Origin of the sequence: Novipirellula herctigrandis, from assembly GCA_007859835.1 — a bacterium.
Taxonomy (GTDB): Bacteria; Planctomycetota; Planctomycetia; order Pirellulales; family Pirellulaceae; genus Novipirellula_A; species Novipirellula_A herctigrandis.
The window spans coordinates 919,896-935,303 of the sequence record SJPJ01000001.1 but is presented as its reverse complement, the minus strand read 5'-3'; the positions used below and the strand labels follow the sequence as shown (position 1 = coordinate 935,303).

Here is a 15,408-nt window from a genome sequence, read left to right as displayed (position 1 = left end):
CGCTTGATGGATGACTGTGATCATGGCCCGTTTACTTTGCGATTTGAAAACAAATCTGGGTTCCCGTGTCCTGCGAAGGACTGATCCAAATTTCACCGCCATGACGGTTGACAATGCGTTTGCATATCGCCAATCCGATGCCCGTGCCTTCGATCTCGGAATCATTGTGGAGCCGCCGAAAGACTTGAAAGACGTCTTGGTGATACGTCTCGTCGATTCCAATTCCGTTGTCGATAATCGTAAATAACCAAGCGTTCTCCTGTTGGATCGCGGAAATTTTGATTACCGGCCGCTCGCTTGACCGGTACTTGATTGAGTTGCTGATCAAGTTCTGCATCAGCTGGACCAACCGCGAATGAACGCCATTGACGTTTGGCAGATCGGCAAATTGAATATGTGCGTTGGACTCGGTGATCATTACTTCAAGCCGCCGCATGGCATCGCTAAGGACTTCGTTGAAATTACAATTCGAAAAGCCCGATTCATCACGATTGACTCGGGAATACAGCAGCAAATCGTCAATCAATGCCCGCATTCGCTGCGTCGCCGCTATCTGGGCGTCGAGAAGCCGCTTGCCTTCGTCACCGAGCAAGTGTTTGTAGTCTTCGTTGAGGAATTCGGCATAGTTCCCAATGGCGCGAAGGGGTTGTTGCAAATCGTGAGAGGCGATGTATGCAAATTGCTGTAACTCTTCGTTCGATGCGTCAAGTAGTTCCGTTTGACGCCGTAGTTGTTCTTCGATACGGATGCGAACGATCAAGATCGAAACAATATAGGCGAGTTGGCGCAACAACGATTGGTCTTCTTCGTTAAAGCCACCACTGACCTTGTCGGACAACCAAATCACACCAAGTCGATTCCCATGGACGTCGACCAGCGGACACGCCAACAAGCCACGAAGTGCCGGACGTAGATCCGTTGCTTGGCAAAGACTTGATGAAATCGAGTTAGTCTCGAGTTGTTGCTGAGACATGCACAGCAAAATGCGGATTCTGTCAAAAACGGGGTTGCTCGCCACGTCGTCAGAGACGGTCACGTTATCCACTGGGAAAGCATCACGCTTGTAGTCCTGGTACTTTACCGAATAGCTTCGCTCCGAAAATCCCGCGACTCCTTGCTTTGTTGGATCGAGATCAATCCCGGCAAGATGCGTTTGCAGTAGTTGGCGTGTTTGAGCGCAGACGATCTTGCATAGCGTGTCAAGCGACGTCGTGTGCAGAGTTGACTCGAGGGTTTGAAGCATCATCTCACTGCGATACAAATCGTTCCTGAGCCGTTGTTCGTGTCGCTTTTCATTTGTAATGTCCAAATGAATGCCGAGCAATCGTATTGGCTTACCCGACTCGTTACGAAACAACTGCCCGCGAGCAAGGATCCACCGATATTCACCTGAGCGGTGACGCAGTCGAAAGGTCGATTCGTATTCGTTTTGGGAACTCCCTAACAAGTTACGGACGCGTGCCACCGCGTCGGCAAGGTCATCGGCATGGACGCGTGATTCCCATGCTTGGTAATCCGACAAAGACCCTGGGGGTTCGCCAATTTGTCGGTGCCACTGATCGCTGAAAAAGACCAGGTCGGTTTCCAGATCCCAATCCCAAAGTCCGACGTTGCCGCCACTAAGTGCTAAGTCCAAGCGGCTTTGGAGTTGGTGAAGGACTTGTTGTGTGCTAAGAGGTTGGTTCACGGAATCGTTTCACCCATTCGCGGTAATGCCGGCTTTTGCTACAACGGTTCGACATCCTTGTTCGACGAGCCCACGCTAGGTTCGTTCAGAATAATCACGTCGCTGCTTTCTTCATCTTGGGTCCGGCAACGTGCCAATGTCATGAAGATGCTTCGCTCAAGAGTCTCGGGGGTCGCATTGTTTTTGGGTAGATAATCGTTCGCTCCTCCGTCGATACACTTGGCACCGTAGTCGGGATCGGCAATGCCAGTCATTACGATCAGAGGGATACAAGGACAAAAGCTGCGAAAATGGGTGATGGTCTCAAACCCAGCACTGTCGGGCAGGTTCAGATCGAGTAGCACAAGGTGGATTGGGGGGCCGTCGTTCGAATCGTCGATTCGCGTTCGGCATGCTGCTAATGTCGTTGCTTCAGCGATGTGCAATGATCGGTTCATCTTGCCGAGCATCCGCCGCGCCGCATAGAGGTCATCCTTGTTATCCTCCACGATCAGGACACTGATGGGCCCATCATCGATGTCGCGTGGGCCTGAAAGTGCCTCGATCGCAGCGATGACTTCGCTCATCGAAGAAAAGCGTTTGTCAGGATCACAATGGCACAAACGGTCGATCAAGGCGGCGACTTCTTCACGCACTCCCAACTTTCTAGCACTCAAAAAGCGACGTTTCGAAATCAAGTTTGTAATTTGTTGTCCCACGTTAGTCCCGACCACACGAGATTGACCGGTCAGCAAGAAAAATAACGTCGCACCTAGCGAATAGATATCCGTTCTCTCATCCACTTCATCCTCATGCATCGCCTGTTCGGGGGACATGAATTCAATCGTACCGACAAGGCGGTTCGTGCAACTGGGGATCGATCCCTTTTGCGGATTGACCGCAATGCCACACGCCAAACCTAAGTCTGTGATCTTCACGACTCCATCGGCTGTAACGAGCATATTGCCCGGTTTGACATCACGATGGAGCAAGCCTTTGGAGTGAGCGTGTTGAAGGCCACGCGCGATCTGCAATGCGTAATTTAACGCATGAGTTTCGTCGAGTATTCCGCTTCGATTCACGATTTGGTGCAGATCACTTCCCGAGACATATTCTAATTCAATGTAGAAACGCGATCGAATTCGGCCCGAATCGTAGGCGATCACAATATTCTTGTGGGCCAATTGTTTTGCAACTTCCGTTTCTCTTTGAGCTCGGCACAGTGCGCGTTCACTGGCAGTTAACAGTTTGATCGCAACGGTTTCGCCTCGTTCCATATTCATTGCACGAAACACGGTACTCATTCCACCACGGCCAATCATCTCCACTAGCGAGTATTTGTCGAAGCGAAGTTGGTCTTCGCGTCCCCAATGCATGTGGATCGCTTGAAACTCGGTCAGCAAACCCGCGTAGACAAGCTGCTCGAGCGAAAGACGCGTGTCGCTACGCTTTTCAACGAATCGACGAACTCGGTTGATCTGTTTCGGCAAAAACGCCTTGCTCTGCTGCATCCTGTCAATCAAGTCGCTCGCCAATATCTCCGCTGCGGAGAATTGTTGAAGCGCCGGTTGATCGCTATCGACGCTGATGGTAGGCGCGCCGACGTTTTGTTCGTTCGGTAAATAAATGTCACCACTTAGACCAAGCGAAGTGAGGTCGCCCGCAATGGTCTCACTTTCCTTGCGAAGCATGATGAAACCAGCGCCCGCTATGACGGCGGCATGGTTGAAGAGTGTCGAGATCGGCGATGGAAATGTTTGTAGGACGGCACTAAGCGTGACCACAATTGCTGCTCCCGCAGCAACGCGAGCCGCACGAGGCGATAGATTGTGATGGGCGATCCAAAGCATCAAAAGCACGAAGGAACTACCAGACTTCGCATGATCGGAAAAGACTTCTAGCGCAAACGCCAAAGTAGTAGCCAAGGCGATTAGAAGGAAAACCGACAAGGAGCAACGTTGATCCGAGTTCACACTAACGCGATTTTTCAAGTGGGGCTAATGATTACTCCGAAAGAGGGGATGGGTAGTATACCCCACTTCGCTGTGACTGTCTAAGAAAGCGTTGTGGTGTAGTCAAATTGACGGCGTGTTTGAGGTGGATGCGTTGAAGGTAAGTCGCCAATGCGCCGCTTCGCCGAAATCCACATCCTTCGCCAAAGTCTCCCGATTGGCGATATCCCTCGATTCACGCTCTCGTTAAATGTTGCGACGCCAACATCGCAGCATGTTTTGTTTTTTGAATCGATCCCGCTAACCTGCTGCCAATTCGAGCCCGTTGAGAAGTTTCGCGGCTGCCTCACTTTTGTTTAGCACGTAATAGTGAATTCCTTCGACTTGGTTTTCGATTAAGTTGAGCGTTTGATTCCGAGCGTGGTCGACTCCAACATTGAATTGGTACTTGGGATCATCGTTTTGGCTCATGGTCTTTGCCAACGTCGAAGGGATTTCGGCTTTGCACATCGACGCGATTCGCTCGGCTTGCTTAAAATTCGTAACGGGAAGGATTCCAGGAATGATCGGCACCGAAATGCCTTCTGCGACACAAGCGTCACGGAAGCGATAGAAGTCGTCATTGTTGTAAAACAATTGCGTAATGATGATGTCCGCGCCCGCGTCCACTTTGCGCTTCAAATTCTCCAAGTCACTCTTTGCGCTCGTCGCCTCCTGGTGGACTTCGGGATAACCAGCGACCGCCATCGAAAATTGCGGAAACCGATCGTGAATCAGCTCCACCAATTCGTTCGCATAACGAAATCCACCTTCGACGGCCTCGAATTGGTCGGATCCTTGCGGCGGGTCACCTCGCAGGGCAACGATGTAATCGACCGAGCGTGATGCGGCGTCTTGTAGGAACGACTCAAGCTGTTCGACGGTCGACCCGACACAGGTCAAATGCGAGGCTACTGGCAATCCGGTCAACTCCTTGACTTTCTCCACCACGTCGAGTGTCGTGTCGCGAGTCGAACCGCCAGCACCGTACGTGCACGTAAAGTAGCTCGGGGAAAACTGGTTGAGCTGTTCGATGCTTTTCGCCAGTGCGTCCATTCCCGCAGCCGTTTTGGGTGGGAAGAGTTCAAAAGAGATGGCGCAACGAGAAGATTTGTAGTGGGAAACCAAAGTCATAAGTAATGTAATTCAATAGTATCGTTAAAGATCGCGTTTGGGGTTAGCCAAATGCGATGATGGGAAAACGTGGTTCGACTGGGATTTCGACGGGGATGCTATGCTCCGTTTTCATTTGGTCGATCGGCTCCGGGCCAATCGGTTGTATTGGCTTGGCCGTGCACTACCACACCTTTTTGATTCCATCCCAAGTAGGCGTGAACATCCGCCGGGCAATAGCGGAGTGTCAAGCCACATCGGCGGCGGTCACTGTTGTTGGGCATCGAACCGTGCACTAGCAGGTCACTGTGAATCGAGACTTGGCCCGCGCGAAGGGGGGTGCGGCGCCATTTTCCGTATTTTTCCGGATTCTTAACCACTTGATCCAGCACATTGTTTGAATCGGCGTCACTCGCATCAAAATCGAGAAGCCCATGCGTATGCGAACCAGTGTAGACTTCCATGCACCCATTTTCTTCGTCCGCATCGTCGATTGCCAACCAAACGGTGACTGCCTTGGTTGGAGTCAATGGCCAGAAACTTGAATCTTGGTGCCAATCGACTTGCTTGCCATCGTGAGGCATTTTGCAAAAGAAATGTGACCCCCAACCGACAACATTCTCGCCCAGCAAGTCCGATACATAGCCTGCTATCCGCTGGTTGGTCAACATGTCCCATACGCGACCATGTTTCAGATGAGCACTGCTGATCGAATAGCTATTTCCACCCTGGGCGATCACGTCAGCAAGTAACTCGTCAAAGTAGGCTCGGATATCGGCAATTTCATTATCATTGTAGACATCGAGTGGACACAGATACCCAGTTTCATTCCACTCGGCGATCTGATCGAGGCTAAGCCAATGGGGCGATTGGGTCTGGGAAGGAAAGAACCGAATATCTCGTTCGACGCTCGCAATCGATTCGCGAGTAGGGATAATGTCGAAGTCTTTGGTTTGATTCATCATCGGCCGGCTTTCCTTGTGGACCATTTGGTTTTGGGAAGACCGACCTATTCTAACAAAAAAACATCCCTGCGACAGTTTGCCTCACTGGTTCGATTCCAAAATCTCCTTTTCGTTTCTTAAGCCAACGATGCCCAATTCTTACCAGCGCCCGACCATGCCATCGGCTCGCGAATCGCTGTCGATTCAGGTCACCGATGACCACAGCCGAACACTGATCAAACACGATACCGGCGACAGCTACCACAGCGGTTCGGGGGCGATTTCCGAAACGCGACACGTCTATCTCAATAACAGCGGCGCTCAACAGAGATTAGCAGTTGGGCAACCAACGCGAGTGCTTGAGATTGGGCTGGGCACCGCGATGGCGATGCTGTTGACGCTCGACCAAGCGGTCCGCTACGACACACCGCTCGATTACGTCGCCATCGAACTCGACCTGCTATCAGCGGAGGTGATCGAATCCTTGCAGCCAAAATCATGGATCGAAAATTCAGAGCTTGCGGAGCAATTTTTGGAATGGCGAAGGAAATGCGATAATCCCGCTCTGCCTTCGGTTCATGTTTGGTGTCCTTCGGAGAAACATCGCGTCGAAGTTGTCCTTGATGACGCATGCGGGTGGCACGATTTAGAACGAACCTTCGACACGATCTATTTTGATCCTTTCGCTCCAGAGTCGAATCCAGAATTGTGGACCCACGCAGTGTTAGAAAGAATGTTCACAATGCTTCAGCAGGGTGGATCGCTTGTAACCTACTGCGTTAAACGAGCGGTGCGCGACCGGCTGGCAGCGATCGGTTTCGATGTCAGCAAAGTTCCAGGCCCCGAAAAAGGCAAACGCGAAGTGTTGATCGCAACCAAGCCGCCGGGGGGCTATAATCATCTGCAGACGAGGTCGTAAGGACTCGTTCCCGCTCCGTTCCTCCCACAACCAAAGAGCCCACAAATGAGACCGATTCGAAATGCTGGTTTGCTCGTTCTATTGGCCGTTTTCGCTGTTCTTGGCAAGCCGGTAACGTTGTCGGCTCAATCTGCCGAGCCATCACGGATGCAGTGGTGGCGTGATGCACGTTTTGGCATGTTCATTCACTGGGGTTTGTACGCCGTGCCAGCTGGAAAGTACAAAGGCCAAGAGGTTGCGGGGATTAGTGAATGGATCATGCAACGCGCTAAAATCACGCGAAGCGATTATGAAAAATTTGCGCCGCAGTTTAATCCGAATTCGTTTGACGCGGATCAGTGGGTGCGAATTGCGAAAGACGCCGGGATGAAGTACATCGTGATCACCTCAAAGCATCATGATGGGTTCTGTTTATTCGATTCACAAACCGATTACGACATCGTTGATGCTACCCCCTACGGAAAAGATTTACTGAAACCATTGAGCGAGGCTTGCCAACGCCAAGGGATTACGTTTTGTACGTACTATTCGATCATGGATTGGCACCATCGGTCGCAATTGCCCAAGAACGGTGATATGGCCAAACCCGAATGGAATCCAACGAAAATGGTTGAAGGAGAAAAATCAGTCTACGTTGATTACATGAAAGAGCACCTGAGGGAATTGGTGGTCGACTACAAAACCAACGTCCTTTGGTTTGACGGTGAATGGCCCGATTGGTGGACCAACGCGGATGGCCAAGCGTTGTACGATTGGTTGTTGGATTTGAACCCGAAATTGATCGTCAATAATCGCGTTGGCGCCGGTCGCAAAGGCATGTCGGGTTTTTCGGATGAGAATTCGTTTGCGGGTGACTTTGGGACTCCCGAGCAAGAGATCCCCGCAACGGGTGTTGATAGTGATTGGGAATCTTGTATGACCATGAACGGATCGTGGGGCTTTAAAGCGTCCGATACAAATTGGAAATCGTCCGAGACCCTGATCCGCAATTTGATCGATATCGCCAGCAAAGGTGGAAACTATCTATTAAACATTGGTCCAAAAGCGGATGGGACATTTCCTGCGGCGAGTGTCGAGAGACTTGGAGCGATGGGCGATTGGATGCGCGTCAATGGTGAATCGATTTACGGAACCAAATCAGCATTGTTCGGTCCCTCGTGGGGGCGAGTGACTCGAAAACAGGGGGCACTTTATTTGCACGTTTTCTATTGGCCATCCGATCGGAAACTCACCATCCCAGCGCTCGCAAACCAAACGGTGAATATCTCGTTGTTGGCTGCTCCAACAGAAACACTCCGCGTCGAAAAAGGGGATGCCGACTGGGTGATCCGCGTTCCCACGACCACCATCGACAAAGTTGCAACGGTGATCAAAATCGAAGTCGAGGGAATGCCCGAATTGTCGAAAACGGAGTAAAGGGTAGGCAATCTATTCCGATTGAGCCCGATAGAGGTCGTTTGGAACGTAGCGACCGGGGCGGTCGGCGGGATAGTGTTTGTCTAGCACCGCTTCGAATTCTTCTCGACTGCGAAGCTTTGTAAACATCGCGCGGATTATTTCGTGCTCTGGATGGTTTTGCGAATACTTGATGTAGAACTTTCGCATTATCATCGGCGCACGTTCGGGTGAGTAGGTTTGCTCTGATAGCGAAAAGTGTTCTCGCATGACATCGGCTTGTTCGCCGAGCGTCGGCGGTGGCGGCAGCGGAGCGTCTGCGGCCAATGCACGTGACTGGGAAAAAATCCATGGGTTTCCGATCGCTCCGCGCGCGATCGTGACTCCGTCGATGCCTGTTTGTTGGATCATTCGCAAACCGTCCGCGGCTGAAAACAGATCGCCGCTGCCGAGGATTTTGATGCGGTCGCCGACATGTTGTTTGACTTCGCTAAGGAAGTTCCACCGACTTGGCCCGTTGTAGCGTTGTTTGACGGTTCGCCCATGAACGGTCACGGCCGCTAACCCGGCGTCGATGGCACCATCAAGAATCTCGAAAAACGAATCGCGAGCTTGATTCGAATCGTCGATCCCGCGACGCATTTTGACCGTAACGGGAATTGAGTCGCGAACAATCTCTCGTGTCCGCCGCAGGATTTCGATCGCCACGGGCGGCTGGGAAAGATGAAAACCGCCACGGCAACGACCGAGTACCTTTTTTACGGGGCAACCGAAGTTGACGTCGATAATGTTAAATCCTGCTTCCACGAGCTTCACCGCACCCGCAGAAAACTGCTCGGGTTCCGCACCCATCAATTGTCCACCCACCGGCGGTTCGTCGGGATGAATATCAAGGAAGTGTTTTGTCTTTTGGCGTTTCGTGAGCGACAGTAAAAATTGGTCGAGCATCACTTCGCATAGGGTGTAGCTAGCTCCATGTCGCCGCGCGATCAATCGCATCGGCAAATCGCTGTACCCTGACAATGCCGCTTGGACGATCGGAAATCCAATCGACACGTTTCCGATCGTGAGCGGTTTGAGTTCCAACGTAGGTTTCATGGTTTCATTCTTCGGATCTGCAATTGCCGACGGATTCAAATAGGGGGAACATCCGCTGCTGCGAGCGGGGACGCATTCTACTTTTTGGCTTTCCGACGCGGGTTGGTCTTTCCTTGCGGTTTTGTAGGCTGCACGTTCGAAGTTGGCAATATCGCACGAAGTTTGGATTTGATCGATTCGGATGATGGTAGCAACGACAAATTGGTCCACTCGTATGGATCGTTTTGATGATCGTACAATTCCTCGTCACCGTTTTGGTATTGAATGTAGCGATATTGGGCGGTGCGAACCGAATGGTTCTTGAAGCCATGCGTTGTAATGGCAACATGGTTGGAGTGACTCGTTGGGCTGCGAAGTAGATTTAAAATGCTCTCACCTTGAACATGTTCTGGGATCGATAGCCCTGCTGCTTCGCAAAGCGTTGGGTAGATGGTCATGAAATCGACCGTCGCATCGCAGTGTGATTTCTGTGGGGTGACTCCTGGAATCACCCAGATTAGCGGAGCCCGCGTCGGTTCTTCCCACAATGCGAATTTTCGCCAGTGATGTTTTTCGCCAAAACTCCAGCCGTGGTCGCCCCATAGGACGATAATCGTATTGTCCGCAAGCGGGCTTTTATCGAACGCATCGATTAAGCGTCCAATGTTCATGTCGGTGTAAGCAACGGTTGCTAGGTACGATTGCATCGCTGCTTTCCATCGCCCTGATTCTAAAAACTTTGCATGGTCTTTACTGGCGATGGCCATCTTCACGGCGGAGGGTGGAAGGTCATCAAGGTCGTTCTGTTGGTAAGGAGGCAGTTCGATCGAATCCAAAGGAAAGCGGTCGTAGTATTTTCGAGGGACTGCAAACGGTAGGTGTGGTTTATGCAAACCACAGGCAAGGAACAATGGTTTGTCATGGGCTTTGTTTATTTGGTCGATGCACCAATCGACGATTTGGTAGTCGGGGATGTCTTCGTCCTTGAGGTCATGCGCGAGCGGTTCGTGAAACCCTTCGTATTTTTGCACGTCTCTTGCGGATGCAGGCACCGTTGGCCGTGGCATGTATTGGCTCCATTCCGATTCGTAGAAGGAATCGCTATGGTAGATTTTTCCGCTGCCGGCGACATGATATCCTGCATCGAGAAACACATTCGTCAGACCGAGGCCTTCGGGGATGTGGTTTTTCCATGGATCACTATTGAGGTAGCACCCTGTGTTCCATGGGCGGCGTCCAGTCATCAGAGCGGCGCGCGAAGGATTGCAAGCTGGGACGGCACAATACGCGTGGTCCATCGCAACGCCACGAGCGGCAAGTGCGTCTAAGTTGGGTGTCTGGGTCTGAGTATTGCGTCCCATGTAACCGACCCAATGATTCAGGTCGTCAACCGCGATGAACAGAACGTTCGGTGGTGAGCCAGCGGTTGGTGGTGAGGCTGCGGCACAGTGCTTCGCACAAAAAGCAACGCAAACCAGGAAAATAGCTGAAAAGAAGTGTTGCAAAGTCATGGTCGCAATAATGTTCTTTCGGATGCAGGGCGTTCTTTGGATTGCGGATTGGCACGGAAAAACAATGGCGAAGGAAAGACAACGGCGAACGCGTCGCTAGTACCTATGCCGCATCGGTAGTACCTAAGTTGTCGCTATGCCTCGGTATAAATTACTTGGACTTTTGTAAGGAACGAAGGGGGCATTCACGTTCAGCGAATCATTTCATTGGATCTTCGGAGCCAACCGCACGGCTTGTCAGCATCCGTTTGCCAGCATCCGTTTACCAGCCTCCGTTTGCCAGCCTCCGTTTGCCAGCCTCCGTTTGTCAGACTCAGCAAGGACCCGACCGGTCGGGCTACCGTTGGCAATCTTTTAAATCGATGAAGCAGTCGAATTAGCAAGGCTGCGTCGGCATGATAGAATCGTCGTTCACATCAACTCTTGTAATACCACAAGCCGCTATCGACCACTCTACCCTGGGAAGTTTGATCATGTTATCTTTCGTGCCGCAACGGTTTGGGTTTGCCTGGGTCGTTTTGTGTCTCCTGTTTGTTCACGAAATTGTTCACGAAGCGAAAGCGTCTGACGCGATGAAAATTGAATCCAAAGTGTTCGGGAAAACCGAGGATGGCCACGATGTCACTCGTTTTGCATTAACCAATTCGCAAGGGAATCAAATCTCGGTGATGGATTGGGGCGCGACCTTGCTAGAAGTGAATGTTCCCGATCGTGATGGCAAAGTGGCAAACGTAAATGTGACGTTCTCTACGCTCGATCGATATTTATCGGGACACCCCTATTTTGGAAGCACGGTTGGTCGTTTTTGCAATCGGATTGGCAATGCGGCGTTCGAGATTGATGGAAAACGATATGAGTTGCCCAAGAACTTAGGGGAGCATCACCTCCATGGCGGGCCAAAAGGGTTCACTTATCGTTTGTGGGATGCGGCAACTTATCAAACCGAAGACACCGTTGGCGTTCGGTTCCAGCGAACAAGCCCCGATGGCGAAGAAGGCTATCCGGGAACTGTTTCTGTGACCGCTGACTATAGCTGGAACGGCAACAACGAATTGACAATCGTGTATTCTGCGACGACCGACGCGGCGACGCATGTCAATTTAACCAACCATAGTTATTGGAACTTGTGTGGTGCCTTAAGCGGTTCGGCGATGGATCATATTGCCGAAATCAAGTCCGATGCGATCCTTGATACGACCGAAGACCGAATCCCGACCGGTGCGTTGGTCAATGTTGAGGGGACGGCATGGGATTTCCGAAAACCGACCAGCTTTGGGGCACGTTTGGATCAAGTAAGCGCCAATAGTGGCTATGACGATTGCTACGTGGTGCGAGGCGAGGTTGGCGAATTACGCGAGGCGGCAAAGGTCGTTGACCCAAAATCGGGTCGTGTGCTCGAGATTGAGACAACACAACCGGGGGTCCAGCTTTACACGGCAAACTTCTTGCCAGGCAACGAGCGTTCGGCTGGTGTCGGTGGTCACGAGGCGTTTTGTCTTGAGACGCAGCATTTTCCGAATGCTCCCAATGTGCCAAGTTTCGCTAGCACGTTGTTAAAACCTGGCGAAACGTTGAAAGAAGTCACGGTTCACCGGTTCTCGGTAGAGTAGAGTCCGAATCAGGATTGCAGGTCGGAAGCGGAGGGGCAGCCATAGGGCGTCATCACGGAATCAGACTTGTTGCTGTCTCGCAGTAGTGGCTGTCTTGCAGTAGTCGATGCAGCCGCGGACTAAATCTCTGGCGCCAACAATCCCCTAAGCGTACGCAAATTGATTTTGTCCCAGTCCTCACCGGTTTCCTCGTCGGTCCCCTTTTCGGTTTCCAAATAGCCAGGGAGTGTACTGAGTAGCGGATCGCTTATCACATTGCGAAACGCGTCCAGGCCGATCTCTCCGCGTCCGATATGTTCGTGGCGATCCACGCGGCTGCCTAGTGGTTTTTTGCTGTCGTTCAAATGCAAAGCTGCGATACAGCCCTTTGGTAATTTCCCGCGGATTTCTTTCATCATCTCCGCAAAACCGTCGTCTGTGTGAATCGCATATCCCGCGGCGAAGGCATGGCATGTGTCAAGGCAAACGCCGACCCGCTTGTTGTCACTAATCCCACCGATCATCGTCGCAAGTTGTTCGATCGTATGCCCTAAACAAGATCCTTGGCCAGCGGTGTTCTCCAAGAGCAATCGGCATGAACCTGGTTCTACCCGAGCGAGTGCTTCGGTGACGCCGGCGATGACACGGTCTAGGCCATCGGCTTCGTCACTGGTCGTAAACGCACCTGGGTGGACAACCAAGCCTTCGAGTTCTAACTGGTTTCCTCGCTCGAGTTCAACAACAAGCGCATCAATCGATTTTTGGAACAAGTCGTCTTTGGGTGACGCCAGATTGATCAGGTAGGAAGCGTGAGCGATGGGATTCGAAAGCGTTGACTCATCCATCGCCGATCGCCACGCGGCGATGTCTTTTTCGGACAACGGTTTCGCAGCCCACCGGTTGTTGTTTTTGGTGAAAATTTGGAGGCAGTCGCAGCCCACTTCGACCGCTCGAGCGACCGCTTTACTGACTCCACCCGCAGCAGAAACATGGGATCCAAACAGTGGCATCGGAGTCAATCCAAACGAAAGAGAGAGAATTGGGTGCGGCCGTTCACTGGCATGAACGGCTTTTTGTAACCAGGAACGAGGGGGTTGGTGCGATGGCGTTCGCGAGTGGATGCGTTTGCGTCTTTGAGCGGCATTCGCTTTTCTTCCGTACGCCTATTCTACTTCCTTGGTCGCGGCCTCCTGGGCCATTGGCTGATCGGCATTTTCGTCGATTGAACTTTGTTGGGAAACTAAGTCCGATTCAGCTTGTTCTAGCCGGTCCTTTGCCGCTTTCATCAGCAATTGGCCTTCGCGAGCGAAGACGCCGCCAAGAACGATGATAGCGATCGCAGCAGGGTACTTGAGCCAATGGACGAGGAAGATCACGATTAGCATGGCACAGAAAACGGAAACCCCAGCGTAGACTAACTTCATCATCGCTTTGAGTTGCGTGTCACGCGTTTGAATTCGAACACTTCGCGAAATCGCGGTCCGCGCCGATTGGTTGGCAAGCTCTCGCATCGCCGACATGTTGCTGGTCCGCTCCGGGGCTTGACTGCGGGGAAGCATCGGCTCCGGTAGATCTATCGGAGCCGGTGGATCCATCGGCTCAGGTGACTCATCCATATTGGTCACGGAATCCGAGTTGCTGACTTCGGAAACGTCGCTCGCTTCCGATGGCTCGCTGTCGTCCGTCTTCTTTGGCATTGGCGAGTTTGCCGTCGTATCACCTTGAACACGTTTCAGCAATCGGTTCATGTACGCTTCGATCGAATCTTCATCTTCTTCGCCGTCCGAATGGGATCCCGCTGAATGCACATCCAATGCTGCTGTTTCCACCGGTTGAGCCGTTTCAGTCACCGAAACAGGTTCCTCAGCAGATGCCTCATCGAGTGCAAATGGAATCGGTGCGTCCGGCACGTCGTGGTTCACCGAAATTGAGTTTTCTTCCTCGTGCTCCGAATCGTCGAATGCCCATTGGCGAGTGTGGTCCTGTTCCGCTTCATCGACCGCATCCAATTGATAGGTTTGTTCGGTAGGTTCGAAAACATCGTCCGCTTCGCTAGGCAATCCCGCATTCGTATCCATTTCGCTGAACGACCCGTTGTCTTGGACGTCGCCCGGGGAGAGGTTGTTCGCCGCTAATTCGGAGTCCTCGTGGATGATGTCCGATTCATGACTCGATTCGATGTCGTTGATTAATTGACTCGCAAGCGAACCAAGCTCGGTACCTTGGCATGTATCCAACTCTTGATCGGAGTCAGGCGACTGATTCGCATCGGCATCGTGTTCCCAAACGCTCTCGATCGGGCGGTCCGAGGATGACTCGTCGTGTACGTGCGATTCCTGGTTCTCTGTGAAGCTTGGCTCTGAGTCGTGCTCGTCCGGGGTTTGGTTCCAGTTTGTTGGTGGCGTTGGCTCTAAGTTGAAACCGTTAAACGTTTGCGACATAACCGGATCGGCGTTTTCTCGGTAATTGTCCGCTGTCGGATCGTCTTCTTCAACGGGTGTGATGTGGTCGAGGTCAACCAGCTCGGCGGTCTGCTGCCACTCGACGCTCGGTTCGCTATCGGAATTCTCCTGGCAGATCTCCTGGGACTCAGCGCCAAATGAATTTGATTGCGATTGTTCTTCCGCGCTGTCCGATTCGTTTCGTTCGGTCGAAATGAGTTGTGACGGAGTTTGCCAGGCACTTTGATTGTCTGTGGGATAATCGTCAAAAGTCTCTAACGCGTCGTCGTTGAGTTGAGCGGTTGGTTCATATGGCAGCGAACTCGTTTTCCAAACGCTCTTGGTTTCCTCCGGAGTCTCGTCTTGGTGCTCCTGATCGGATGTCGCTCGCTCGCTTTCGACTTCTTGGATTAGCGATTCCTCGAGCGAAAGCTCCGCTGCGGGCTCCTGGCCAACCGATAACTGGTCGGCTGGTTGGTCTCCATGTTCGTTCTTCTCGACGGCTCGCTGCTCGAATTGGTCGTAGGTTGGCCAGAGTTCATCCGATGCGTGCGCCGACGCAATGTCCGAAAATTCGCTCGCTGCCGAAGTGGACTCAGGCGAATTCAATTCCGGATCGATCGGCTCATGTCGAGCCATCGCTTCGCGATCATCGGTGATGTACGCTTCGTCTTCCCATTGCGGCTCGGGTTGTTGCAGCTCGGGTTCTTGCAGCTCGGGTTCTTGCAGCACGGGTTCTTGCAGCACGGGTTCTTGCAGCAC

The 15,408-nt window shown here is 52.1% G+C and carries 10 protein-coding genes and 1 pseudogene; 3 read left to right on the top strand and 8 right to left on the bottom strand.

Features of this window, described 5'->3' with window-relative positions; all coding sequences use genetic code 11:
• Positions 1–31: 31 nt before the first annotated feature.
• From CA13_RS03130 to CA13_RS03115, 4 genes are all read right to left on the bottom strand, one after another.
• Positions 32–1,687 (bottom strand): ATP-binding protein, encoded by a 1,656-nt coding sequence (locus CA13_RS03130; RefSeq protein ID WP_146394558.1) that lies wholly within the window; start codon positions 1,685–1,687, stop codon positions 32–34.
• 38 nt (positions 1,688–1,725) lie between these two features.
• The gene (locus CA13_RS03125) at positions 1,726–3,591 is read right to left on the bottom strand and encodes a protein kinase domain-containing protein (RefSeq protein ID WP_146394557.1); all 1,866 of its coding nucleotides are present in this window, start codon (positions 3,589–3,591) and stop codon (positions 1,726–1,728) included.
• A 327-nt stretch (positions 3,592–3,918) separates the two neighbouring features.
• The gene (metF, locus tag CA13_RS03120) at positions 3,919–4,791 is read right to left on the bottom strand and encodes a methylenetetrahydrofolate reductase [NAD(P)H] (RefSeq protein ID WP_419193876.1); all 873 of its coding nucleotides are present in this window, start codon (positions 4,789–4,791) and stop codon (positions 3,919–3,921) included.
• Between the two features lie 98 nt (positions 4,792–4,889).
• Positions 4,890–5,732 carry a phytanoyl-CoA dioxygenase family protein gene (locus tag CA13_RS03115; protein ID WP_146403350.1) on the bottom strand — a complete coding sequence of 281 codons (843 nt, stop codon included), beginning with the start codon at positions 5,730–5,732 and terminating at the stop codon, positions 4,890–4,892.
• A gap of 130 nt (positions 5,733–5,862) precedes the next feature.
• Here CA13_RS03115 and mnmC2 point away from each other — a divergent pair, with 130 nt between their 5' ends.
• Together mnmC2 and CA13_RS03105 are read left to right on the top strand one after the other, a co-directional pair.
• Positions 5,863–6,633, top strand: a complete 771-nt coding sequence (gene mnmC2 / locus CA13_RS03110; RefSeq protein ID WP_146394555.1) for a tRNA (5-methylaminomethyl-2-thiouridine)(34)-methyltransferase MnmC2 — start codon at positions 5,863–5,865, stop codon at positions 6,631–6,633.
• 45 nt (positions 6,634–6,678) lie between these two features.
• A complete protein-coding gene (locus tag CA13_RS03105; protein ID WP_146394554.1) occupies positions 6,679–8,049 on the top strand; it encodes an alpha-L-fucosidase in 1,371 nt (456 codons plus the stop codon).
• Positions 8,050–8,061: 12 nt separating this feature from the next.
• Here the strand turns inward: CA13_RS03105 and CA13_RS03100 are convergent, their stop codons facing one another.
• Complete coding sequence (locus CA13_RS03100; protein WP_146394553.1) at positions 8,062–9,126, bottom strand: tRNA dihydrouridine synthase; 1,065 nt, start codon at positions 9,124–9,126, stop codon at positions 8,062–8,064.
• Positions 9,127–9,203: 77 nt separating this feature from the next.
• Complete coding sequence (locus CA13_RS03095; protein WP_146394552.1) at positions 9,204–10,616, bottom strand: sulfatase; 1,413 nt, start codon at positions 10,614–10,616, stop codon at positions 9,204–9,206.
• Between the two features lie 473 nt (positions 10,617–11,089).
• On the opposite strand from CA13_RS03095, the gene CA13_RS03090 reads away from it, so the two are divergent.
• Complete coding sequence (locus tag CA13_RS03090) at positions 11,090–12,226, top strand: aldose epimerase family protein (protein ID WP_419193875.1); 1,137 nt, start codon at positions 11,090–11,092, stop codon at positions 12,224–12,226.
• Positions 12,227–12,345: 119 nt separating this feature from the next.
• On the opposite strand, the gene CA13_RS03085 is transcribed toward CA13_RS03090, so the two are convergent.
• Together CA13_RS03085 and CA13_RS03080 are read right to left on the bottom strand one after the other, a co-directional pair.
• A complete protein-coding gene (locus CA13_RS03085; RefSeq protein ID WP_146394551.1) occupies positions 12,346–13,215 on the bottom strand; it encodes a deoxyribonuclease IV in 870 nt (289 codons plus the stop codon).
• A gap of 153 nt (positions 13,216–13,368) precedes the next feature.
• Positions 13,369–15,408, bottom strand: a pseudogene (locus CA13_RS03080) (hypothetical protein); the annotation flags it as partial.